The organism is Winogradskyella sp. Asnod2-B02-A, assembly GCF_045063645.1.
Taxonomy (GTDB): Bacteria; Bacteroidota; Bacteroidia; order Flavobacteriales; family Flavobacteriaceae; genus Winogradskyella.
Map to the genome: position 1 here is coordinate 246,083 of NZ_JBEFOG010000025.1, position 22,106 is coordinate 268,188.

Consider the following 22,106-nt stretch of genomic DNA (forward strand, 5'->3'; position numbering starts at 1 on the left):
GCTTTTATCTTTTCAATGAGAAATGTCCAGAAAAAGTTCGACCATTACCGAGGTCAGTTCTAAACCAATAATCATTTGACACCATTAGTTTGCTATTATAAAGTCCGTTCCAACCTATTTCATTTGATGATATTGTAGTTAATAATTTTCCATATCTATCAAAAATTGAAGTCTTTGAATTAGGAAAATTAACTATTCCTTTAATTTGCCAAAAATCATTATATCCATCGTTATTTGGTGTAAAAAACTTTGGGTAATCAATTACTGTAACTTCTTCTGAATCTTGTCCACAACCATCTTTATCTCTCACAAATACCGTATACATTCCACCTTGAATATTTGAGAAATAATTACTGTCTTGGTAATTAATACCATCAATTGAGTATTCAAAATACCCATTATCAGATGCAATAATTTCAATATAATTATTCCCTAACTCTCCAAAAATAACCTCTTGTATTTCAGGCAAAATAGAACGAATAAGAGTAAATTCAAATGAATTTTCACAAGTAATACCATTTTCCATTTGAGTAACGGTTAAAGTATAATTTCCTTCTTCTATTATTTCTGCACTGTTTGTATCTGAAATTAGAGTTCCATCTTCAAAGAACCAATTATATGAATTAAAGCCAGAATTTATGTTTAAAGAAATGGATGGTTCTAAATTACAAATGAAGTATTCATCTTCTAAATTAATTTGGGGTAATTCATTTACGATTAAGTTAAGAGCTGTTTCTGAATAACAAATAGGATTTGAGACATCCTCAACTCTAACGCTTATGGTTTGAGAAAAAGGCTCAGTATTTTGGAATAATGTAGGTAGAGGACTTGGAAGTAGATTATTATCAGAATCATAATATTGTATAAATAATCCTGTTTGATTTCCAATCAGTTCTTGTTCTATACTCGATGTGTTAAATTCTGCATAACCATTACCTTGGTCACAAGCATATAAATTATTTGGCTGATTAATATTTGGTTGTATGGAAGTCTCCAAAGATAATATAGTTTCAGAATAGCACTCAGACTCTATATCCGTAACACGAATTGTGATATCTTGAATAAAAGGAATAGTATTTGTATAAGGGTCTGGTAATTGGCTAGGTAATTCATTTCCATCCTCATCAAAATAAGTGACAGACATTCCAGTTTGTCCATTTAAAACAGTTACTTCAACTGATGAAGTGTCGAAAAATTCTGAAACCCCATCATTATTGTCATCACAACCAATTAAAGGATCAAGATTATATGCTGTTGGAATAGGTCTAGCTATTAAATCAAACGAAGTCTCAGAATAGCAAGAAGTAGTATTGTCAATAGCTCTTACAGTAATAGTTTCTATATTTTGTTGTGAGTTTATCAATGAATTTGGCAATGGGCTTGGTAAGGTATTTCCAGATCCATCATAATATTCAATTGTTAATCCAGTTGAATCATCAATAACACTTGATTCTACAACAGACGTATCAAAATTTGTGAAGCCATCATTATTATCGTCACATGCATAAATGTTTCCTATTTCATTAAGTAGAGGTATTGTATCTACAATCAAATCAAAATAAATATCATTATAACAGTCTATATTGCTTGTGTGATACACTCTTGCTAAAATTGTTTCTTGATAAGATATTGAGTTAGTCATTGGGTTTGGCAATGGACTTGGAAGTTGGTTTCCATTGCTGTCATAATAATCTATATTAAGTCCAGCTTGAGAACCAATTAAATCATTCTCAATGTTAGAAGTGTTAAAATTAGTGGAGAAACCAGAATTAAAACTGTCTTCACATGAGTGTAAATCATCTATTTGATTTGCCGAAATACTTAAGTCAAATATTTCAATTTTTTTTTCTACTGTTAGTGTGTCTCCAATGTTAGTAGTTACTATTGCTGTTACATTATAGACTCCTTCACTAGAAAAAATATGGGTTGGGTTTAAATCTGTAGAAGAATTTTCAATACCAGAAGCAGGATCCCCAAAGTCCCAAATAGCTTGAGTAATTTCTTGGATTCCATATACAGCTTCAAAAGTAGTTTCTTCACCTACACATAAGTTTTCAGTTTTAATAGAACGATTAAAATAAGTCTGGATGAAATTTGGAAGCCCAATTCTAGTATTTATTGGTTGTGTAAAAAAGTCTCTAAGCGGTAGAATATTATTGAAATTAATTGTAAGTCCACTATCATTAGGATTGTCTATCATATTAATATACCCATTATACCAGGTATTTAAAAAATAGATTTTTCCGTCTATACCTAATTGCATAGCATATGGTTCGCCAAAAGCATTTAAATCATGCATTTCGTTATTTGAATTTAAATCAAACTGAAACATTTCGTCATTAAAACCGTCGCCTTGAATATGAAAATATAATTTAGAACTATCAGGAGAAAAGGCAACTCCATATGGATAGAGACTTGATATTAGTTGTACTGGATTAGAAATAATACCAGTTGTGTTATTAAAATCGAAAACAAAAGCACTTCCATCTGTTATGCCATTGGAATTATCTGCTCCCATAGAATTATTTGCCATAGCTATTTTTGAACCATCGGGTGAGAATTTCATATAACCAATAGCATTACTGTCATATCCACTATAAGGTACATTAGGTACTGTTTGCTGTATAATTGGGGTTTGATCAATACCGTTTTCATCTATTTTAAAAAGATAAAACTTGTCAATAAAATGAGTTAAAATCCATATTGCGGAGTTGTCATTATTATAAACAGCTGTTAGTTTCTCAGAGCATTTAAATTTAATTTCTTCTGTGTTGTTAGGATCATATGTTATTAAATGATTGTTTGACGATGTTATTCCTCCTAAACCATTATTCAAAGTCATATCTACTATTGAGTAATTGAGCCCATTATTAAGACCATCATCTGAAGGAGAAGAATCGTCAAAAATATTAAAATGAGTAGGATCTGGATTAGGATCTGGATAATATTCAGCATTTTCTGTAGTAGGCACATCTAAAGTGAAAATGTAATAAATAGAGTTGGAATTTGGTTTCGGAATTATAATTGATGATTGCGTTGTAGACCAATGACCTAACAACTCATCATTTACGTTCATTAATTCATGATTACTATTCATTACATTAAAACCATCAGTATAAAACAATAAGTTTCCTTGAGCATCAGAAATAGAGGCGCATCCTTCCGCGGCTTCTATATTACCATCCGTTAGCCTTTGGGATGAGTTTGAAGTAAATTCAATACCTGCATTTCTACCAAAATACCAATTTTTTGCTTCTCTTTGACCAAAGAGATTGTTAGAGTTAAAACAAATAATTAATAATAAAAAGGTTGTTTTTTTTAAATTAAAATAATTAGAAATTTTTTCAGGTTTATTTGTGTATTCAATTTTTCTCTTTTGAAAGAGCTTTTCTGTTTCTAAATTATATATTTTCATTATGTATTGCGCATTTTTTAGCTGTCTAGTCCTGAAATATGGCTACAGGTTAAAATTGATTTACGCTGATAATTTATATACCATATTTGGTGTTTTATAGTCTAAAGATAAATGTAATTTTATTTCGTTGTATAGATTAATTGCATTTTTTGCAGCTCTTTTAGCGTGTTCCACGTTATCAAAGGTCTGGTCTAGATAAAACTCATCTTTTAATATGCCGTTTACACGCTCAGCGATGGCATTTTCGTAACAATGATTTTCTTGTGTCATACTAATACCTATCTTTTTTCTTTTGAGTATCTGTGTGTATACATTACTACAATATTGTATTCCTCTATCGGAATGATGAATAAGCTGTTTAATATCCTTAGCTTGATAAATAGCTTTGTTAAGTGCTCTTACACAACCTTTAAGTTCCAAGCTATCACTAAGGTCATACCCAACAATTTTCCTAGAATGCATGTCTGTAATTAAAGCTAAGTAACAAAAGCCTTTTACAGTTCTGATATAGGTTATATCAGATACCCAAACTTGGTTAGGTCTTGTAATTTCTAAGTCTTTTATAATGTTACTATACTTATAAAAACGATGATATGAGTTAGTAGTTCTAGCACTGGTTTTCTTTCTAAGTGTAAGCATTTGATGTTTTCTAAGGATATTGAATAAAGTATCTCTACCAACTTTAAGGTTGGCTTTGGTAAACTCTTTATCTAAGGATTTAATAAGTTTACGCACGCCTTCTCTAGGAAGGGATTTACGTCTTTTACGTACAATTTCTATAATTTGTTACTCTAATTTTAAACGCTTATCAGCTCTGAGCTTATACTTGTAATAAGCATCGCGTTTAAGTCCAAAACAATAGGTTATAGTCTTTAAAGACGCAAAAGCCTTAGATTTCTCAATGGCTTTAGTTAAGGCTTTATACTTAACTTTTTTTTTAGCTCATTAACTGATTTATAGCCTAGATCTTCAGCAGCAACTTCTAGGTAGGAATCCAATACCATAGCATCCAGATCCTTCTTAAGCAGTAGTTTTTTAAGCTGTTCAATTTCTTTTTGAAGTGCTTTAATTCTAGATATTTCGTCTTTTGTTTCCACTTTTACTCTTGTGTTCATTAAGTCTTTACGATTATACTTTTTAATCCATTCATTAACCGTTGTAGGTGCAATGGAATAGAGTTTACAAAGTTCGCTCTTTGTATGTTTACCGGTTGTAAGTTCGGCTAAAATTTTTAATTTAAAAGGTTCTGAGTAACGTCTAATTACTTTGTCATTTTTGTACATAATGTTTAAAATTATGTAGCCTTTATTCAGGACGACTCAAAATTAATGGTAACGGTCTTGTGTATAGTTAGTTGTGTGGTTAATCACGTAAATTAGCAAATAAAAACCGAATAGAAAATCCGCGAGGATTTTCGTAAGTAGGTTAGAACTAACAATAAATTATATACAGTGTTAGCATACGTTATTTATTCAGTTAGCTTTTCAAATGTGAGTTCTTTTTTCCAACAATTCTGAAATTCAGATTCACAATTAAGTATAAATTTGTTTTTTAAAATCTCTCCTTTATATTTTAATCTACTTTTTGAAACTCCAATAATTGAGTCATTTTCCAAATCCCTTTTATGTTTAACGATTCTGAATAAAGTTGATTCGTAAAGATTACGATTACCAATTTCAAATTGAATTTTATTTTTCTTAATAATTAAGTTTTCTAATTTATTTCCATAGTATGAAATTCCGTGATCGTTTCCGTCTTTGGTTCCAAAATATAATCCTGCAAATTTTCCATTCAAAGTGTCAATTGTAATGTAATGATTTTCTCGTGGTTCAGATGTTTTGAATTCGTAAATTCCGATGAGTTCTGAATTTGGTTTTTCAGTTTCAGCTATTGATTCTGTTGTTTTTCTGTCAGAATTACAACTAAGGAAACTCATAAGTATAACTATTGATAGAAAGCTTTTCATAAAATTTGTTTTTTTAGTTTAAAATCAAAACTATTATTAATAAATAAAGCACAAAATTATAAATGAGTGAACGCCCTTTTTCGTTGAGTAAACTCGTTTCCTTAATGTATGTTAACGTGATTGTGTATGGTTAGTTGCGTGATTTAAGGAACTAAGTTAGCAAATAAATCACAGATAGAATATTCCGCAGGAATGTTCGTAAGTAGGCTTAAAACTAGCAATTAATTATACACGGTGTTGTAAAACGTTTTTATTCAGTAACTCTTTTTCAATACTTGTCCGAAATCCAATATAAGTTATTTCGGCAATATTTATTTTCTTATTTTCAATCCATTCCGCATCTTCATTCATTAATTTTAATTCCGCTTCATTTTCTGTTAGATTTTTAATTTGTCCGACAAAATATGAATCATCATCATCTTCTGTAAATACTGCAATCAACTCTTCGTTTTCCAATTCCGATAAACATTCGAACATATTGTTCATTTTTTCGAGTGGTAGTTTTCCGATAAATTCCGAGTAATTGTTATTCTTTATTTCACTTAATTCTTCTTCGTCCCATTTTCGATATTTTTCAATTTCGAAATTTCTAATAATTGCAAAACCATCAAATTCTTTTGTCTCGTCATTAAAACAGATAAATATGAAGATATTGTCGTTAGATTTTAGGCAAATTCCTGAATAAACTTCGTCACGATTTGGTGCTAAATCAACGTGAATAGGAATACCATTTTTGATGGTTTCTTCCATTTTTATTTAAGTTTACTTAATTCAGTTATTCTCTCTAATGCACTTATAAAGTTTTCTTGTTTTTCCTTATCACACCAATCAAATAAATAAATATTATAAGAATTTGTTATTTTAAAAGTCATATTTTTTTTGTCAGAATATTGAATAACAGAATCTTTTTCAGTTGCTTTAATGTTTATTTGTTTCATTGTATCTGTCAATGAATGAATAAAATTTATATCCACATAAATATCTTGTAATGGAATTTCCCACTTTTGAAAGAATTCTGTTTTAGATTTACCAATAAAGAAAGTTAAAGTAGAATCGGTTGGGTTATATTTCGCTTTAGTGTGAACTTCTAATTGATTTGCGTCAGTACACTCAAACATATAGTTTTCTATAATTCCACCTAAATAAGTCATATCAGTACTTTTTTCAATCTTGTCTTTTTCGGAAGAGCAAGAAAGAATTAAGAAGAATGTTAGTATGCTGATTGTCTTTTTCAAATGTTTTACAACGGTTCGGTGTATGGTTAGTTGCGTGGTTAAGCAACTAATTTAGCAAATAAATTACAGATAGAATATTCCGCAGGAATGTTCGTGAGTCGGCAGTAACCAAGCAATTAATTATACACGGTGTTAGCTTTTAGTGCTTTTTATGTATTTATTTATTTATTTATTTATTTATTCATTTCGTTTTTGTTCATTCTTTTCTAGTCGCTTGTAATTCCTATAAACTCTATTAAAATGAATGATAAAAGTAATAGTGATATTATGAATAAAAGAGTTAATAACAGATAAAATCCTAGTTCAAAAAAATATGAGCGAGGTTTAATTTTTTGTAGATAAAACTTTGACTTCATAAATCTATAGTTGTGTAAATAACCAATAAAAAACACATAAGTAAATAAGATAAAAATGAAAATATATCCTTTCAAATTTCCCGATGTATTTATTATTAAGGCTTTTAATTCCATAAACTTACTTAAATCTAGTTTTTAAATTAATTCAATTTTGTGAACTTGCTCAAATTCCGGCATTTTTTTTATTCAGGTTTGAGTGAGCAATTCCCAAGTTGTTTTTCCTGTTCTGATTGCGCAAACGAGCTAAAAAGTCAGACGTAATTCAATTCAGAGTTTGAGTAAGTAATTCCGCTGTTAAGTTTCATTCCACTTTTGATTGATAATTCCAGAAAATTTGAAATTCCGAACACAGTTTTTCTGATTTATCTGCCTTAAAATTCTAAAAAAAATCGAAAAAATATATAAAGCTTTTTTCAATCTGCAAACTTGCTCCAGCATTAAAGCTAACTCGTTATATAAAAACAAACTCACTATTTATCCCATTTTATTTTAGGGATATGAGCTATTAATGTTTCTATTATAAAGCTAAGTATTTTTAAATTATTCTAGTTGTTTTTAAGCACTAAACTTAATTGTTTCCCTAAAATAGCAGCAATACCAGCAGCTAAACCTCCAACAATACCTGTAACTAGCATTAATACATATGGGTTACCTCCTAATGGTAAAAGTATAGCAATGCGCTTAGCTAAAGTAAAATCGTTTCCACTACTCATTAGATAACTATAAACTGCCCAGAATAAAAGAATGGCAAAAAACGGTACAAAAAATACAGATGCTTTTTTTAGAGGAATAAATAAAGCAGTGGCTAAAGCAGCTGTCATAACAGACCACCAAGGTAAGACTAGTGCTAAGACGCATGCTAATACAATTGTGGCTATAAAATTGATAATAGTCTTATTCATTACTTGCTTGGTGTTAGGGTTTGTGTGCCAATAATAGCATCGGTTGCCGTACTACTTTGTAGAAAATTAAGACGATGGTATTTACCAGCTGCCCAATCGTCTATAAAATTATCATAATATTTACTGCCAGGATTTCCAGACTGTCCACCAGGATAAATACCCAAAGCAGTAGGAGGTGAGGTCATTTCTACAATCATTCGCCAAGAAGGTCCCCAATTTTTAGAGGTGGCATTTACAATATTTTTTCCTCCTCCTATAGGAATATCAAATCGAGAAAAGGCAGGCAACGCTTGTAATAAATGACCAGCATATGTGCCTTTGTAGTTAACCCAATTGAGATCTCCGTTTTCTGCTTTCCATGCGTTTAATTTTTTTACAGTTTTGCTAAAACTTAGTTTAAACAAATCTTTAGCTGTTTCTGTTTCTGGTGTGCCAATAATATCCATAAAGGCATCGTCTCCTTTGGTTTTTAACAAATAAATGGTTTGGTAGGTAAATGGAGGATCTATTGCAGTATCATTAATATCAAACTCGTCCCAAATCATAGTATAAAGTATGTTCCACCATGCACTCCAAATACTTGGCCCAATCTCTTCCATGTCGTTATTGTATTGCCACGCTTTAGCAATATCAAAAATTTCTTTTTCTTCAGTTGTTAAGTTAGAAATATCCATGGTTTCTAACATAAAAGGCATTAATTCAGCCGCTTTAAGGTTGTAGTTGTTATTGTGTAAATCCTTAAAATCTTGAATGCTAAATTTGTCCTTAGCATTAAAGAAATCATTGATTACTCTATTTCTATACGTTTCATACCCATCATTAAATACAAAGTAAGGATAAGCTTCGTCTACAGGAGATTGATTTGCAGAACTCACAAAACCACGTTCCGGATTTTTAGTGTGTGCGTTATATGCTTGCGGAATGTAACTTTGCCAATCGTTTTCAGATTTGCTACCATCCATTACAAATTTTCCTTGACCTTCCCATTTATTAGGTAGTAAACCTTGAACCCATATGGCAATATCACCTTCGGTAGATGCAAAGACAAAGTTTTGAGCAGGTGCTGTATAGCTGCTTAGCGCTTTAACGTAGTCTGTATAATTTTTACTTTTATTAAGATCTACAAAGGTTTTTTGGTTGTTGCCTCCAATATGGCCAACCCATTTCATGGCATAACCTGCGCGTTCTTGGTCAGATTTAAAGTTTTTGTCATAAACCACAGGACCATGATGTGTATATAGAACAGAATCCTTATAGGTTTCTTTTCCTTTTATTTTTATGTCTTCAACTCTAACGGAAACATCTCTCCATTGGTTATCGAATTTATATTGTGTTCTATCGGCATTGAATTCAATTTTATACCAATCTATTACATCTCTTGTTGCGTTGGTTTCTCCCCAAGAAATATATTGGTTAAACCCAGAGATAACAGCCAACGCACCAGGAAGTGTTGCTCCAAAAGCATTATGGTTAGGTGTGCTTAATTGCATAATAAACCAAATAGAAGGTAAGTTAAGTCCTAAATGTGGATCGTTTGCTAAAATGGGATGTCCTGTAGCTGATTTTTCACCAGAAACTGCCCAATTATTACTGCCATAATTTGGATCTGGCTTATCAATGGTTTCTGCAATAGAATCTAAAACAGGTTGACTATTTGGTGTTGGTGTTTGCGGAACATCTATAAAACTCCAATCGGTTTCTTTAGGAATTATAGGATCTGTAATATCAAAGAAATCTGGAAATAATAAATCGAACCGTTCTTTACCAAATAAACGCAACGCATTGGTGTTTTCCATATCTTCATCTCCACCAGCCAACATTTTAGTCATATACATAAGAAGTAGTGCTGTCTTTTTTTGCGTCCAAGGTTCTGGTTTATAATCTAGTAATTTGTACTCTACAGGAAGATTTTTAGAATCTAATTGATTGATATAACTATTAACTCCATCTGCATATGCTTTAGTAATGGCAGAGGTTCTTTTGTCTTCATGCATTTTTATTAAGGCTTGTTCTGCGCCATAACCCATACCACGTCTGCGTTCTTGTCTGTCGTAATTAAGTGCTCCTTCTCCAATAATTTCAGATAAACGACCTGCAGCTGCATAGGTCTGAAATTCCATTTGCCAAAGTCTATGCTTTGCGGTTAAATAGCCTTGTGCTCTGTATAAATCGAGTTCGTTTTGTGCAAACACATGTGGAATTAACTCTGCATCATAATGAACAGTGACTTTGTTTTGTAATTCAGCAATAGTGATGTCTCCTGAAATGGCTTCATCAGTTTCATTTTGCCAAACACCAGAATATGGATTAAGAAATTTACCTATTGGTGGTATAGAACCAAACTTGGTATTTAGTGCATAAAAAATAGCGACTGTTAATACGAAGGATAGAATGAGTTTAAAATACTTCATAGTCCAAAATTTGAGTAGAATTTAAAAATAGGAAATTATCTAAAACTTAGAGCGGAATTGGGCTAATTATTATTGCTAAGTATTATAGGTTTTGCTATTATTCACACAGAAGTATACCTCGTAGTTGTAGAGACTAAAGCGATATTTTAAATAAAAAAGATTGAATTTAGAAAGTAGAAGTAAACTTTTTGATTAATAGGGCTTTATCTGAGTATTAATTTTTTTACTACTTCTTTTCTAAGCGACTCATTAAGCATTTTTACAATTTTCTCTGTGCCATAGCTAAGTTCTTCTCGCAAAACACTTGAGCTGAGTTGTACATAGAGCGTATCGTGTTTTAATTCAATAGCAGTGGTGTAATTATTAACGCCATTTCCCATAAGATTTGCCCAGGCTTCGCGCACATCTACTTTGTCTAAACCAGATTGTAAATTGTTAGATTGTACAAATTCCTTTAAAATATCTTGTATTGGTTGATTATCGTTGTTTCGTTTTGCCATAACTATTTTACTTTTGAAGACATGACTTTAAATTCCCATGTGCCTTCGGTTCTTTCCATCCAAGGACTTCCATATTCATCTTCAAATTCTTCAAACATTTCCCAAGCACCAAGGTAAGAATTTGTTTTTTGATTGAAGTTGCCATAATAATGAATTTCTGGATGATTTTGATTTCTATCTGTTTTATGTTGCCCAAATTTATCTAAATAATAAAGATAAGGATACTTTAAAATGAAACTTAAAAAGTCGTCTTCAAAATAACCTTTTACCTTAGCGTCTTCCTCAAAAAGAGGCGCTGATTCCTCATCAGAATGTGTGCCAATAAAGATCTCATTTTTTACTTCTACATCAATTTTAAAATTTACGCGTTTGGGTATGTCGTAGTTTTCATCTTCAGCAGGATATAAAAAAGAACCTTCCCATCGTTCAATATATATGGTATCTTTTTGCCTGCTACTCAATATCTAATTTTATAGGAGTATAACGTTTGTAAAGGTAAATATTTTCACTCTCATTAATAATGCGTAGTTGCGTTTCTGTAGCTTCTAAAACGGTTTCTTTCCAGTTAGCGTAAGGCGTATTATAGTAGATGTTTAATGTATTGTCTTCAATTTTTAATACAATAGCTTCTTCGTCATCAGAAGAAAAATAGGTGTCGTTGATGCCTGGTTTTAATTTTTTTCGAAATCCCTTCAAACTATCATTAACACTGATGTAATCTATAGTTTCATTGAATTTGTATTCTTTTTTGCTACCATCTGCCATAGTAACTTCATCTATTTCCCAATAACCGTCTATATGTTTAATGTAAGTTTCTGGGTTTTTAGTACAGCTGAATATTACAATCGCAAGTAATAAAAAAATAAAGTGCTTAATAGTATTAGAAACGTTTTTCATAATTTGAAAATTTTATACGATTGATGTGTTTGTTTTATAACGTCTTCTGTGCGTTCTGCATGCGTATCGCTAATAAAAATCTGACCAAAATGCGCATCGTCTACCAAACTAATAATTTGTGCGACTCTGTTTTCATCTAACTTATCAAAAATATCATCTAACAATAGAATAGGTGAAACTCCGCTTTGTTGTTTTATAAAATCGAATTGTGCCAGTTTTAAAGCAATTAAAAATGATTTTTGTTGTCCTTGACTTCCAAATTTTTTAATCGGAAAATCATCAATTAAAAATACTAAATCGTCTTTGTGTGTGCCAACACTAGTGTATTGCAATGCTCTATCTTTATTAATGGTTTTGCTCAGTAAATCATTTAATTCATTATCAAATAAATCACTCTTATAAGTTAAGTCTATGGCTTCTTTGCTTTGGCTAATAGCTTCGTAGCGCGATTTAAAAATAGGAATAAAGGTTTTTAAAAAAGAGTCTCGTTTTTTAAATATGGCACTACCATAAGTATGGAGCTGTTCATTATAAATAGCAAGCGTGTCTTTATTAAAGGTGCTATTAAGGGCAAAATACTTTAAGAGCGCATTTCGTTGTGTTAATACCTTATTATAATTTATGAGTTCGGTTAAATAACTTTTATCACTTTGTGATATAACACTATCAATAAATTTACGACGCGTATCGCTACCTTCAATAATTAAATCGCGATCTGCTGGTGAAATAATAACCAAAGGAATAAACCCAATATGCTCACTAAATTTTTCGTAGGCTTTACTATTGCGTTTAATTACTTTTTTCTGACCACGTTTTAAGGACACAATAATTTTTTCATCCCGTTCATTTTTAGTGAAAATTCCATCGACTACAAAAAAATCGGCATTGTGATTTATATTTTGAGTTGCAATAGGATTAAAGTAACTTTTTCCGAAAGCTAAATGATAAATAGCATCAAGTGCATTGGTTTTTCCGATGCCATTTGCACCAACAAAACAATTGATTTTGGCGTCGAAATCGAAAACCTGACTTTCAAAATTTTTATAATTAACTAAAGATAGTGTGTTTAGATTCATAAAAAACAAACAGATTCCTTGATTTTACTGATGTAGAAAAGCATTTGGGCTTTAAAATAATTATTCAAAAATAACAAATAAATAGGCTTTTAAATCCCAATAAAAATTTTATTTTTGCGGACGCACAAAATGACAATTTATGGCAACGTATAAGAAAAGAGGCTACAAACCTAAGACAGTAAAAGAGAAGGAAGAGGTTTTTGAAGAAGAATCAACAACAGCAGAAGTGTTTAACACTTTAGATGAAGGTGCTTCCAAAACTGAAGAATGGGCTGTGAAAAACCAAAAGTATATTTTAGGTTTTGTTGGATTGGTAGCTGTAATTGTTCTAGGATATTTAGGATATAACAAAATAGTAGCAGAACCACAACAAAAGGATGCTATGAATGAAATGTACACAGCTAAAAAGTATTTTGATGAAGCTGTTAGTGGTGTTTCTTCAGATTCACTTTATAAAATGTCTTTAGAAGGTGGTGAAGGAAAGTACGGAATGTTAGATATTATTAGCGAATATAGTGGTACTCCTGCAGCTAACTTAGCAAATTATTATGCTGGTATGGCATATTTAAACCTTAAAGATTATCAAAATGCCGTAACGCACTTGGGTAATTTTTCTAGTGATGATAAAATGTTAAATCCTATTGCTAAAGGTGGTATTGGTGATGCTTTTGTTCAATTAGAACAAAAATCTGAAGCTTTAGAATACTATGAAAAAGCATTTAAAGCTAATGTTAACGATTTTACGACTCCATTATATTTAATGAAAGCAGCTCGTGTTGCTATTAATTTAGGAGAAAACAGTAAGGCGTTAGATTATTTAACACGAATTAAGTCTGAGTTTTCTGCTTCAACTGAAGCTAAAAATGCAGATGTATTAATAGGAAGAGTAGAAGCAAGCTTATAGTATATGGCAACTGCAAATCATAATTTATCTAATTACGATAAAGCAACAATCCCAAACGCGAAAGATTTTCGGTTTGGGATTGTTGTTTCAGAATGGAATGATAAAATTACCGAAGGTTTATGGCAAGGTGCTTTTGAAGCACTTATAGACTGTGGTTCTCTAAAAGAAAACATTGTGCGCTGGAATGTTCCAGGTACTTTTGAGCTGACGTATGGAGCTGCAAGAATGAGTAAAAGTATTTATGCAGATTCTGGTATGCTAGATGCTATTATTGTTATAGGTTGTGTAATACAAGGCGAAACTAAACATTTCGATTTTGTTTGCGAAGGTGTTACTCAAGGCATAAAAGACCTTAATCTTAAAGGGGATATTCCTGTAATATTCTGTGTGCTTACCGACAATAATATGCAACAATCCATTGATCGTTCTGGTGGAATACACGGTAATAAGGGAACAGAAGCTGCAATTGCTGCAATAAAAATGGCAGCTTTACGTAAGGAAACAAATTAGGTTTTCGGTTCTCAGTATCTCGTTTTACAAGCTTAAAATATCTACATCTATAATGCATGTTATAGGTACTGTATAATTATGTACACTGCAAATAGCTCACTCTGGCATCCTTTTTGTTAATAATTTTAAGGAATCCTTAAGGGTTATTTCCTTGTATTTTCAGTACTTTTGAGATTAATCTGGATAAAATTACAAGTCTTTTGTTTAATCAAAGAAAAAATAAACGTTTCACATACAAATCTCGACTTCAGGATTCCGCTAATAGAAAGTCGAAAGACGACTTAGAAACTAAATGGAATGAACTTAAAGAAGGTGGTAAACGCAAAGGAAGTATGCTAACATCGTTAGCTGTATTAATTAGTTTACTCGTTTTTATTTTTGTTTTAATTTATGTCCTTGATGGATATATTAAATAAGACAGTATTATGGGACCAATAAAATTCACTTTAATTAAAAAATTACCTAGAAATAAAAGGTTTAATTATACACCAAGATATTATAAAGGTAAAGAAGACATTGATACATCAGGCCATGCGTCAAAGTTTGATGCTTACGCAGATACTTATAATAAAAATGATTTTTCTGGGCAATGGCACGATAGTAGAATAAGTGGCAGAACTAGAAACAATTCAGGTTTAAATAGAACCATTTTACTCTTAATTGGAATCTTCGTTTTAATTTTTCTTTATATCATAGATTTCGACTTATCTATTTTTTCTTTTAAAAGCTAATGTCAGATATTATTCAACTTTTACCAGACCATGTTGCCAATCAAATTGCAGCAGGTGAGGTAGTTCAGCGTCCAGCTTCAGTAGTTAAGGAATTAATGGAAAATGCCATTGATGCCAGTGCTACGGAAATAAAACTCATTATTAAAGATGCTGGTAAAACCTTAGTACAAGTTATTGATAATGGAAAAGGCATGAGTGTTACTGATGCTAGATTAAGTTTTGAGCGTCATGCGACATCAAAAATTAGAGCAGCAGAGGATTTATTTCAACTCAACACCAAAGGATTTAGAGGTGAAGCTTTAGCGAGTATTGCGGCTATTGCACACGTTGAGCTCAAAACAAAACAAGACGAAGACGATTTAGGAACTACAATTATTATAGAAGGTAGTGAAGTGAAGTCGCAAGAAGTTGTTGTTACTCCAACCGGAACTTCGGTTGCTGTGAAGCATTTGTTTTTTAATATTCCGGCAAGACGAAATTTTTTAAAATCAGATACGGTTGAGTTAAGGCATATATCAGATGAATTTCATCGCGTAGCTTTGGCACATCCTAATATTGCGTTTTCATTTTATCACAATGGCAGTGACTTATTTAATGTGCCACAAGAAAATTACAGACAACGTGTAGTACATATTTTCGGAACTAAAACTAACGAAAAACTAGTGCCTGTAGAAGAAGAGACTGAAGTCTTAAAAATATCTGGATTTGTAGGTAAACCTAATTTTTCAAAGAAAACAAAGTCAGAACAATTTTTCTTTGTTAATCAGCGATTTATAAAAAGCCCTTATCTTAATCATGCGATAAAATCTGCTTTTGAAGGTTTATTAAAAGATGGTTACCATCCAAGTTATTTTTTGAACCTTACCGTTGATCCAAAATCTATTGATATCAATATTCATCCTACAAAGACTGAAATTAAGTTTGATGATGAGCATACGCTTTATGCTATTTTACGCTCGGCTGTAAAACATAGTTTAGGTCAGTTTAATATTGCACCAGTTTTAGATTTTGAACATCAAAGTAGTTTAAATACACCTTACGATTATAAAAATAAAAACGCTTCAATACCAGCAATAGAAGTGGATCGTAGTTTTAATCCATTTTCTGAAGATGTTGATAGAAAGGAAAAAACAACGAGACAAAATACAGGGTTTAAATCGTCACCTTCGGCATCTTGGGAAAGTATGTATGTAGGTTTAGAATCTAAAGGAAATAATTCTGAGAGTGATTTTAGTCAAGTAACTTTTGAAAGTGAATCTAAAGATGAATCTATCTTTAATGATTCAGCAATTGAAACTAGAAAAACAACGTTTCAGTTACAGCATAAATATATTGTGAGTACTTTAAAATCTGGTATGTTGATTATTGATCAAAATAGAGCACACCAGCGTATTTTATATGAGAATTTTTTAAAACATATAACCGTAAAAGAAGCAACGAGTCAGCAATTATTATTTCCGTTACAATTACATTTTACACCAAACGAAACAAAAATTATAGCCGATTTAAAATCTGATTTAGAACATACAGGTTTTGCGTTTTCTGAATTGAATGACAAGGAGATTATGATTACAGGAGTTCCTGTAGGAGTGCCAGAAAGTGAAGTGTCTATAATTTTAGAACAATTAATTAGCGATGTAGAGAATGATGTACCAGACACTAACTTTAGTGCTGCAGATTTATTAGCAAAATCTATGGCGAAGAGTTTAGCGATTAAAAACGGTCAATCTTTAAATAGTACAGAGCAAGAACACATGGTGAATAGTTTATTTGCCTGTAAGGAACCCAATGTGTCACCAACTAATAGACCAACGTTTATAACTATGGCTGTTGATGATATTGAGAAAAAATTTATGTAGAATATGAGGTTTAAAATATCAGATGCAGTAAAACATTTAATTATTATTAATGTCGTAATGTTCATTGGAACAATTTCTGTTGGTGGTGGTGAATTATTTTATGAATGGTTCGCTATGCATTTTCCTAAAAGTGATTTGTATCAGCCATGGCAAATAATAACACACATGTTTATGCATGGAAGTCCAGCGCATATATTATTTAATATGTTTGCGCTTTGGATGTTTGGAACACCAGTTGAAGAACGATTAGGTACCAAGAAATTTTTATTTATTTATTTTTCTGCAGGACTTGGTGCTGTATTATTTCAGTTGGGTTACTATTATTATGATTATGTTACAGCTATTCAATCAGTAGCAGACTTAAATATGAGTAATGATCTGTTGCATAAGATAATAAATATAGATACAAGAGAAGGTAACTATTTAAAGCGAGAAATTTTATTGGATAAAATGGTGCCATTTTTGCAAGAAGCTAACTATCAAGGGAAATTGAATATTAATTCTATTCAATCATTGTTTAATTTAAATGGTATTGTTAGTAGTACAATGGTAGGAGCATCTGGTTGTATTATGGGAGTGCTAGCGGCATTTGGTATGATGAATCCAAACGCTAAATTAATGATGATATTTTTACCTATACCTATAAAAGCAAAATACTTTATTCCAGGATTAATAATTTTAGATATTATCTCAGCATTTACAGGTCAATCTTTCTTTAGCCCAAGTAATACAGCATATATGGCTCACGTTGGAGGCGCACTTACTGGTTTTCTTTTAATGTATTTTTGGAAGAAAAATGAAAAGGATAAATACCGTTGGAATTAATTATGAGTACAATTCAAGATTTAAAATATAAGTTTAATACGCTCGATGTTTTTGGTAAAATTATTGCCATTAACGTGCTAGTATTTATTGTTGGTTTAGTGTTTAAATCACTATTGCGTATTGATGTGTTAAGCTATTTTGAACTGCCATCTGGAATCATGGATTTTTTATTTCAACCATGGTCAATAATAACCTATGGATTTCTACATAGTGGGTTGTTACATCTGGCCTTTAATATGCTATTTCTTTACTACCTATCTAGAATAACAATGAATTTGTTTCGTTCAAAAATGATTCTAAATGTTTATTTTATGGGTATTATTTTTGGTGGATTGGCTTATCTAGCATTCGCAAACCTAATGCCAGCTAACTTTCTAGGAGTAAATGGTGTTTTAGTTGGTGCTTCTGCAGGTGTGAGTGCGTTGTTAATGTTTGTGGCTGCTTATATGCCAAATACCGAAATACGTTTATTCAATTCTTTTAACGTAAAGTGGAAACATGTTGCCATGGTTATTGTTGGTTTAGATTTGTTTAGATTAATTGCAGGTTTAAATCAGGGTGGTTATGTTGCTCATTTTGGCGGCTATTTATTAGGTTATATTTATGCCACTAAATTATTAAAAGGTACAGATATTGGTTCTGGTTTTGAGCGTACTATGGATAGCTTTATGAGTTGGTTTAAACCAAAATCTAATCTTAAAACAGTACACCGTAAAACGCAAAAAAAGGAATATGCAGGAAAGACTAAAGACGAATTTAGTTCGTTTAATCATCAGAAGAAAATAGATTTAATTCTAGATAAAATTAGTAAAAGTGGTTACGAAAGCCTAACCGCAGAGGAAAAGGAATTTCTTTTTAGGGCAGGTAAATAAAAACAAAGTGAAAGGATTAAAATTCGGTAGTAAAATTATATTTTTAATCAATTCGTTGGTGGCATTTTTATTGCTTATTTCTTATATTCTACCATTTATTCCTCCAAATCGTTTTGCTACATTATCTGTTTTAAGTTTAGGTGTGCCACTACTTATTTCACTCAATGTTATCTTCTTCGTGTTTTGGTTACTCCGTGTAAAGAAACAAATGATTTTGTCTTTGGTGGTGTTATTGTTGGGTTGGAGTTATATTAATTCTATGTATAAGTTTTCGGCATCTTCGCATATTGAAGATGAAGCTAATTTTTCTGTAATGTCGTTTAATGTCAGACTTTTTAATAAGTTTGGTTGGTTGCCTAGCAAAACAGTTAAAGACAGCATTTTAGCATTAATCTCTGATGAAGCACCAGATGTGTTGTGTCTTCAAGAGTATCCAATAAGTGAGCGTCTTAAGATAAAACACTATTATAGTTTTAATGCGGAATATTCAAAAGGAATTAAAGGTGGTCAAACGGTTTTTTCTAAATTTCCTATTGTAAATTCGGGTTCTTTAGAGTTTCCTAATACCTATAATAATGCCATTTTTGTTGATATAGTGAAGCAAAAAGATACCATAAGAATTTATAATTTTCACTTACAATCATCAGGTATAAAAGTAGATGTAGAGAAGCTTAAAGAAGAAACCTCTGGACATTTATTTAAACAAGTAGGTGCTACATTTAAAGCGCAGCAAGAGCAGGTGGAGTTGTTTTTAGCACACAAGGCAAAGTCTAATTACAAAACCATCGTTACAGGCGATTTTAATAATACAGCGTATTCTTATATTTATAGAAAGATTAAAGGAAACGATTTAAAAGATACGTTTGAACAAGCAGGTAATGGTTTTGGTAGGACTTACGATTTTAAATTTTTTCCTATGCGAATAGATTTTATTTTGGCAGATAAAGATTTCGAAGTGAATGGATTTGAAACGTTAGAAGTAAAGCTTTCTGATCATTATCCTATTAAAACAACATTAAAGTTATCACATTAACCAACAATCTGCTGTGTCTGCAATAATATGAATCACTAAACCTAAACCAATAATTCTGGTCTTCTTAGGTATTAACAATAGCATGTAAACTATAATAGCGTAGTAGGAGTGGAGTGGATGAAAATTGATGCTACAACGCGAAGGATCGAAAATTGGATTTGCTAATAAGTGATCTAAATCAATCAGCATTCCTAAAAGCATAATAGCATAGGCTTTTAGCCAATAGTCTTTGTAAAATACAATGGCAACAATTAAAGGTAAACCAAAGTGTATGCCATAATGGACAGTTGATTGAAGCATTATTCTTTAAATTATCACTAATTGCTGTCGTTTCAAATACAATTCTGTATTGGGTCCTTCATTAAATAACAAATCTAAAATACTAAGATTAGGAATAAAACCATGTTTCTCAGTAAAAACTTGTGTATACGATTGAAGTGATTGCACTTTAGAATTTCGCTTGACTAAGTTTCTAAAATCTTTTTCCTCTGAAGGATTTATTTCAAAAATTGAGGTATGTCTTGGTGACTGGTTTAATTGTAAGCTATCTGATAGTAAGTCGTAACATTTTAGATTAAAGTCTAAGATATAATCGAAATGATTTTCAAAAAGAGGCATTAAATCGTCAATATAAAACTCAAAAAAGGGAGACATACTATAAGCAGATTGTAAGGATTTTAAATGCTGAATTTGCCAAGATTCATCATTTGCTATTTTTACATCTCTATACAGCTGCCTGTTTTTTTGAGAATAGCTTACAGGAACAGTTAAGGCCAACTTACCATTTGCTCCATAGATTTCAGTTCGGTTTCTGAACGATTGTTTTTGATAATTATCGCTGACTTCAAAACAAATGGAATCCGAATTTACAATAGCCCAAAAATGTGCAATGTTGGGAAAATAAGTGGGATATATAAGGTTATTCAAAACTTAACGCTACTGAGCTTTTTTCTTTTTTCTCCATTTATTAAAAAATGTAATACCTAAGACAAGAATTATAAACGGAATTAAATAAGATGTGCGCTCGCCAGAGCCACTAACCGTTGTAAAGACTCTATCCCATCTTATGCGCCAGTTTTTAAGTCCTTCATTAATACCATCGATACTCATCCAAATGAATACAGGTTTACCAATAACGTGGTCGTAAGGCACAAAACCCCATGCTCTAGCATCAATAGAGTTGTGGCGATTATCTCCCATCATCCAATAGTAATCTTGTTTAAATGTATAAGATGTGGCAGGTTGGTTGTCAATAAAAATTTGATTTCCTCTAGTAACAACATCGTGACCTTCATATTCTCCAATGGCACGCTTATAAATAGAAATGTTATCCATATCTAAATTTACAGTGGCACCAGCTTTAGGAATCCAAATAGGTCCAAAAAAGTTGTAGTTCCAATTGTGTTTTAAATCGTGAGGAAATACTCTACTATCTCGTATACCTTTATCTTCACCATGAAAGGTTATTGAAGCAATATTTGGGTGTACTACTGCTTTTTTAGCCGCTTCTTGGGTAGCTTGTATTATAAAGGTTTCACGTTGGTTATCGTAACCGATACCATCAGTGATATCATATTTTTTTAGAATAGGCTTCACTTTTTCGCTAAGCTCATACATAGAATTGGCTGTAATATTTGCAAATTCAATATCGTACGAAAATTGAACCTTAGCTCTATTAGGTAATTCATTTTGTTTACCATTAATAAATACTACTCCATTTCTAACTTCTAGCGTATCTCCAGGAATACCAACACAACGTTTCACTAAGTTGGTTTTTTTGTCAATAGGCTTGTAATAATTTCGGTCTGGTGTAAACTTATTCATATCCACCAAAGTATCCGCAGGTTGGCCAAATACTACAATGTCGTTGCGCTCAATTTTTTCAAAACCAGGGAATCTAAAATATGGTAATTGTAATTTGTTCTTCCAAGACGTATTACGTTCTTCAAAATGATCGTTGAATAAATACGATTTGATACCTAATTTAGGGATCGTATCATGCACCATTGGTGCGCCAACAGTTGTCATTGGTAAGCGTGGTCCATAATGTATTTTACTTACAATAAGAAAATCACCTACTAATAACGATTTCTCTAATGATGATGACGGTATTACAAATGGTTGAAAGAAATAGGTATGCACAATAGTTGCTGCTACAATAGCGAAAAGTATTGAGGTGATCCATTCTCCTGTAGATGTTTTAGGAGTGAGTTTTCTGTTTTCTACATAATTAACCTCTGCTACATAGTTAAGATAGTAAAGATAAAAACCTAATGTAACGATGCATAAAAGTGCATCTAATTTAGTGTCTTTTCCAAAAGCTCTTGCGGTTTCTACCCAAGCAGCAGGAATCATAATAAGGTTTACAATTGGTAAAAACATTAATATTACCCACCACCAAGGACGCGAAATAATTTTCATTAAAATTACAGCATTGTAAACTGGGACAAAGGCTTCCCAAGGTTTTCTACCTGCTTTAATATATAATTTCCATGTACCTAAGCCATGTATGATTTGTAAAATGAGTAAAAAGATAAACCACTGTGTCCAGCTCATAATATGATATTTAATCTAATAGGTTGAAAATTATTTCAATTTGTTTCAAATGTTTGGC

The 22,106-nt window shown here is 31.6% G+C and carries 23 protein-coding genes; 8 read left to right on the forward strand and 15 right to left on the reverse strand.

The window, feature by feature from the left end:
* Positions 1-4 precede the first annotated feature (4 nt).
* The 12 genes from ACJJVO_RS02020 to recF form a co-directional block, all read right to left on the reverse strand.
* Positions 5-3,415: a T9SS type B sorting domain-containing protein gene (locus ACJJVO_RS02020; RefSeq protein ID WP_405569827.1), complete on the reverse strand. Its 3,411-nt coding sequence runs from the start codon at positions 3,413-3,415 to the stop codon at positions 5-7.
* Positions 3,416-3,475: 60 nt separating this feature from the next.
* On the reverse strand, positions 3,476-4,198 hold the full coding sequence (locus ACJJVO_RS02025; protein ID WP_405570522.1) for an IS3 family transposase: 723 nt from the start codon (positions 4,196-4,198) through the stop codon (positions 3,476-3,478).
* Positions 4,199-4,326: 128 nt separating this feature from the next.
* The gene (locus ACJJVO_RS02030; RefSeq protein ID WP_282032724.1) at positions 4,327-4,698 is read right to left on the reverse strand and encodes a transposase; all 372 of its coding nucleotides are present in this window, start codon (positions 4,696-4,698) and stop codon (positions 4,327-4,329) included.
* Positions 4,699-4,883: 185 nt separating this feature from the next.
* Positions 4,884-5,381, reverse strand: a complete 498-nt coding sequence (locus ACJJVO_RS02035; RefSeq protein ID WP_405569830.1) for a hypothetical protein — start codon at positions 5,379-5,381, stop codon at positions 4,884-4,886.
* Between the two features lie 225 nt (positions 5,382-5,606).
* Entirely contained in the window at positions 5,607-6,131 is a 525-nt protein-coding gene (locus ACJJVO_RS02040; RefSeq protein WP_405569833.1) for a hypothetical protein, read from the reverse strand.
* 2 nt (positions 6,132-6,133) lie between these two features.
* Positions 6,134-6,616, reverse strand: coding sequence for a hypothetical protein (locus ACJJVO_RS02045; protein WP_405569835.1), 483 nt, complete (start codon positions 6,614-6,616; stop codon positions 6,134-6,136).
* Positions 6,617-7,517: 901 nt separating this feature from the next.
* Complete coding sequence (locus ACJJVO_RS02050) at positions 7,518-7,874, reverse strand: hypothetical protein (RefSeq protein ID WP_405569836.1); 357 nt, start codon at positions 7,872-7,874, stop codon at positions 7,518-7,520.
* Entirely contained in the window at positions 7,874-10,285 is a 2,412-nt protein-coding gene (locus ACJJVO_RS02055; RefSeq protein WP_405569839.1) for a penicillin acylase family protein, read from the reverse strand. The genes ACJJVO_RS02050 and ACJJVO_RS02055 overlap by 1 nt, the downstream gene beginning before the upstream one ends.
* Positions 10,286-10,488: 203 nt before the next feature.
* Complete coding sequence (locus tag ACJJVO_RS02060; RefSeq protein WP_405569842.1) at positions 10,489-10,785, reverse strand: DUF721 domain-containing protein; 297 nt, start codon at positions 10,783-10,785, stop codon at positions 10,489-10,491.
* Positions 10,786-10,787: 2 nt separating this feature from the next.
* Positions 10,788-11,246, reverse strand: a complete 459-nt coding sequence (locus ACJJVO_RS02065; RefSeq protein ID WP_405569844.1) for a hypothetical protein — start codon at positions 11,244-11,246, stop codon at positions 10,788-10,790.
* Complete coding sequence (locus ACJJVO_RS02070) at positions 11,239-11,682, reverse strand: lipocalin family protein (protein WP_405569846.1); 444 nt, start codon at positions 11,680-11,682, stop codon at positions 11,239-11,241. The genes ACJJVO_RS02065 and ACJJVO_RS02070 overlap by 8 nt, the downstream gene beginning before the upstream one ends.
* The gene (gene recF / locus ACJJVO_RS02075) at positions 11,679-12,758 is read right to left on the reverse strand and encodes a DNA replication/repair protein RecF (protein ID WP_405569848.1); all 1,080 of its coding nucleotides are present in this window, start codon (positions 12,756-12,758) and stop codon (positions 11,679-11,681) included. Before recF ends, ACJJVO_RS02070 begins: the two co-directional genes overlap by 4 nt.
* Before the next feature lie 139 nt (positions 12,759-12,897).
* Here recF and ACJJVO_RS02080 point away from each other — a divergent pair, with 139 nt between their 5' ends.
* The 8 genes from ACJJVO_RS02080 to ACJJVO_RS02115 all read left to right on the forward strand — a co-directional run bounded on the left by ACJJVO_RS02080 (position 12,898) and on the right by ACJJVO_RS02115 (position 19,492).
* Positions 12,898-13,662 carry a tetratricopeptide repeat protein gene (locus ACJJVO_RS02080; RefSeq protein WP_405569850.1) on the forward strand — a complete coding sequence of 255 codons (765 nt, stop codon included), beginning with the start codon at positions 12,898-12,900 and terminating at the stop codon, positions 13,660-13,662.
* Between the two features lie 3 nt (positions 13,663-13,665).
* Positions 13,666-14,172 carry a 6,7-dimethyl-8-ribityllumazine synthase gene (ribH, locus tag ACJJVO_RS02085; RefSeq protein WP_405569851.1) on the forward strand — a complete coding sequence of 169 codons (507 nt, stop codon included), beginning with the start codon at positions 13,666-13,668 and terminating at the stop codon, positions 14,170-14,172.
* Between the two features lie 200 nt (positions 14,173-14,372).
* Positions 14,373-14,588 carry a hypothetical protein gene (locus ACJJVO_RS02090; RefSeq protein WP_405569854.1) on the forward strand — a complete coding sequence of 72 codons (216 nt, stop codon included), beginning with the start codon at positions 14,373-14,375 and terminating at the stop codon, positions 14,586-14,588.
* Between the two features lie 9 nt (positions 14,589-14,597).
* Complete coding sequence (locus ACJJVO_RS02095) at positions 14,598-14,903, forward strand: hypothetical protein (RefSeq protein WP_405569857.1); 306 nt, start codon at positions 14,598-14,600, stop codon at positions 14,901-14,903.
* Positions 14,903-16,762 carry a DNA mismatch repair endonuclease MutL gene (gene mutL / locus ACJJVO_RS02100; RefSeq protein ID WP_405569859.1) on the forward strand — a complete coding sequence of 620 codons (1,860 nt, stop codon included), beginning with the start codon at positions 14,903-14,905 and terminating at the stop codon, positions 16,760-16,762. The genes ACJJVO_RS02095 and mutL overlap by 1 nt, the downstream gene beginning before the upstream one ends.
* Positions 16,763-16,765: 3 nt before the next feature.
* Positions 16,766-17,587: a rhomboid family intramembrane serine protease gene (locus tag ACJJVO_RS02105; RefSeq protein ID WP_405569861.1), complete on the forward strand. Its 822-nt coding sequence runs from the start codon at positions 16,766-16,768 to the stop codon at positions 17,585-17,587.
* A 2-nt stretch (positions 17,588-17,589) separates the two neighbouring features.
* Positions 17,590-18,459, forward strand: a complete 870-nt coding sequence (locus tag ACJJVO_RS02110; protein WP_405569864.1) for a rhomboid family intramembrane serine protease — start codon at positions 17,590-17,592, stop codon at positions 18,457-18,459.
* A 7-nt stretch (positions 18,460-18,466) separates the two neighbouring features.
* Positions 18,467-19,492, forward strand: a complete 1,026-nt coding sequence (locus ACJJVO_RS02115; protein WP_405569866.1) for an endonuclease/exonuclease/phosphatase family protein — start codon at positions 18,467-18,469, stop codon at positions 19,490-19,492.
* Here the strand turns inward: ACJJVO_RS02115 and ACJJVO_RS02120 are convergent.
* Genes ACJJVO_RS02120 through lepB form a run of 3 tightly spaced genes read right to left on the reverse strand, consistent with a single transcriptional unit; the run spans position 19,484 to position 22,048 of the window.
* On the reverse strand, positions 19,484-19,792 hold the full coding sequence (locus ACJJVO_RS02120; RefSeq protein ID WP_405569868.1) for a DUF6122 family protein: 309 nt from the start codon (positions 19,790-19,792) through the stop codon (positions 19,484-19,486). The genes ACJJVO_RS02115 and ACJJVO_RS02120 overlap by 9 nt on opposite strands.
* Positions 19,793-19,798: 6 nt before the next feature.
* Positions 19,799-20,419, reverse strand: coding sequence for a WbqC family protein (locus tag ACJJVO_RS02125; protein WP_405569870.1), 621 nt, complete (start codon positions 20,417-20,419; stop codon positions 19,799-19,801).
* A 9-nt stretch (positions 20,420-20,428) separates the two neighbouring features.
* Positions 20,429-22,048, reverse strand: a complete 1,620-nt coding sequence (gene lepB, locus ACJJVO_RS02130; RefSeq protein WP_405569872.1) for a signal peptidase I — start codon at positions 22,046-22,048, stop codon at positions 20,429-20,431.
* Between the last annotated feature and the right edge of the window lie 58 nt (positions 22,049-22,106).

Coding starts and splice junctions, on each gene's coding strand:
- ACJJVO_RS02040 (WP_405569833.1), bottom strand. CDS start 6,131: ATGGAAGAAACCATCAAAAATGGTATTCCTATTCACGTTGATTTAGCA.
- ACJJVO_RS02105 (WP_405569861.1), top strand. CDS start 16,766: ATGAGGTTTAAAATATCAGATGCAGTAAAACATTTAATTATTATTAAT.
- ACJJVO_RS02050 (WP_405569836.1), bottom strand. CDS start 7,874: ATGAATAAGACTATTATCAATTTTATAGCCACAATTGTATTAGCATGC.
- ACJJVO_RS02060 (WP_405569842.1), bottom strand. CDS start 10,785: ATGGCAAAACGAAACAACGATAATCAACCAATACAAGATATTTTAAAG.
- ACJJVO_RS02080 (WP_405569850.1), top strand. CDS start 12,898: ATGGCAACGTATAAGAAAAGAGGCTACAAACCTAAGACAGTAAAAGAG.
- ACJJVO_RS02055 (WP_405569839.1), bottom strand. CDS start 10,285: ATGAAGTATTTTAAACTCATTCTATCCTTCGTATTAACAGTCGCTATT.
- mutL (WP_405569859.1), top strand. CDS start 14,903: ATGTCAGATATTATTCAACTTTTACCAGACCATGTTGCCAATCAAATT.
- ACJJVO_RS02020 (WP_405569827.1), bottom strand. CDS start 3,415: ATGAAAATATATAATTTAGAAACAGAAAAGCTCTTTCAAAAGAGAAAA.
- ACJJVO_RS02030 (WP_282032724.1), bottom strand. CDS start 4,698: ATGTACAAAAATGACAAAGTAATTAGACGTTACTCAGAACCTTTTAAA.
- recF (WP_405569848.1), bottom strand. CDS start 12,758: ATGAATCTAAACACACTATCTTTAGTTAATTATAAAAATTTTGAAAGT.
- ACJJVO_RS02070 (WP_405569846.1), bottom strand. CDS start 11,682: ATGAAAAACGTTTCTAATACTATTAAGCACTTTATTTTTTTATTACTT.
- lepB (WP_405569872.1), bottom strand. CDS start 22,048: ATGAGCTGGACACAGTGGTTTATCTTTTTACTCATTTTACAAATCATA.
- ACJJVO_RS02035 (WP_405569830.1), bottom strand. CDS start 5,381: ATGAAAAGCTTTCTATCAATAGTTATACTTATGAGTTTCCTTAGTTGT.
- ACJJVO_RS02110 (WP_405569864.1), top strand. CDS start 17,590: ATGAGTACAATTCAAGATTTAAAATATAAGTTTAATACGCTCGATGTT.
- ACJJVO_RS02120 (WP_405569868.1), bottom strand. CDS start 19,792: ATGCTTCAATCAACTGTCCATTATGGCATACACTTTGGTTTACCTTTA.
- ACJJVO_RS02095 (WP_405569857.1), top strand. CDS start 14,598: ATGGGACCAATAAAATTCACTTTAATTAAAAAATTACCTAGAAATAAA.
- ribH (WP_405569851.1), top strand. CDS start 13,666: ATGGCAACTGCAAATCATAATTTATCTAATTACGATAAAGCAACAATC.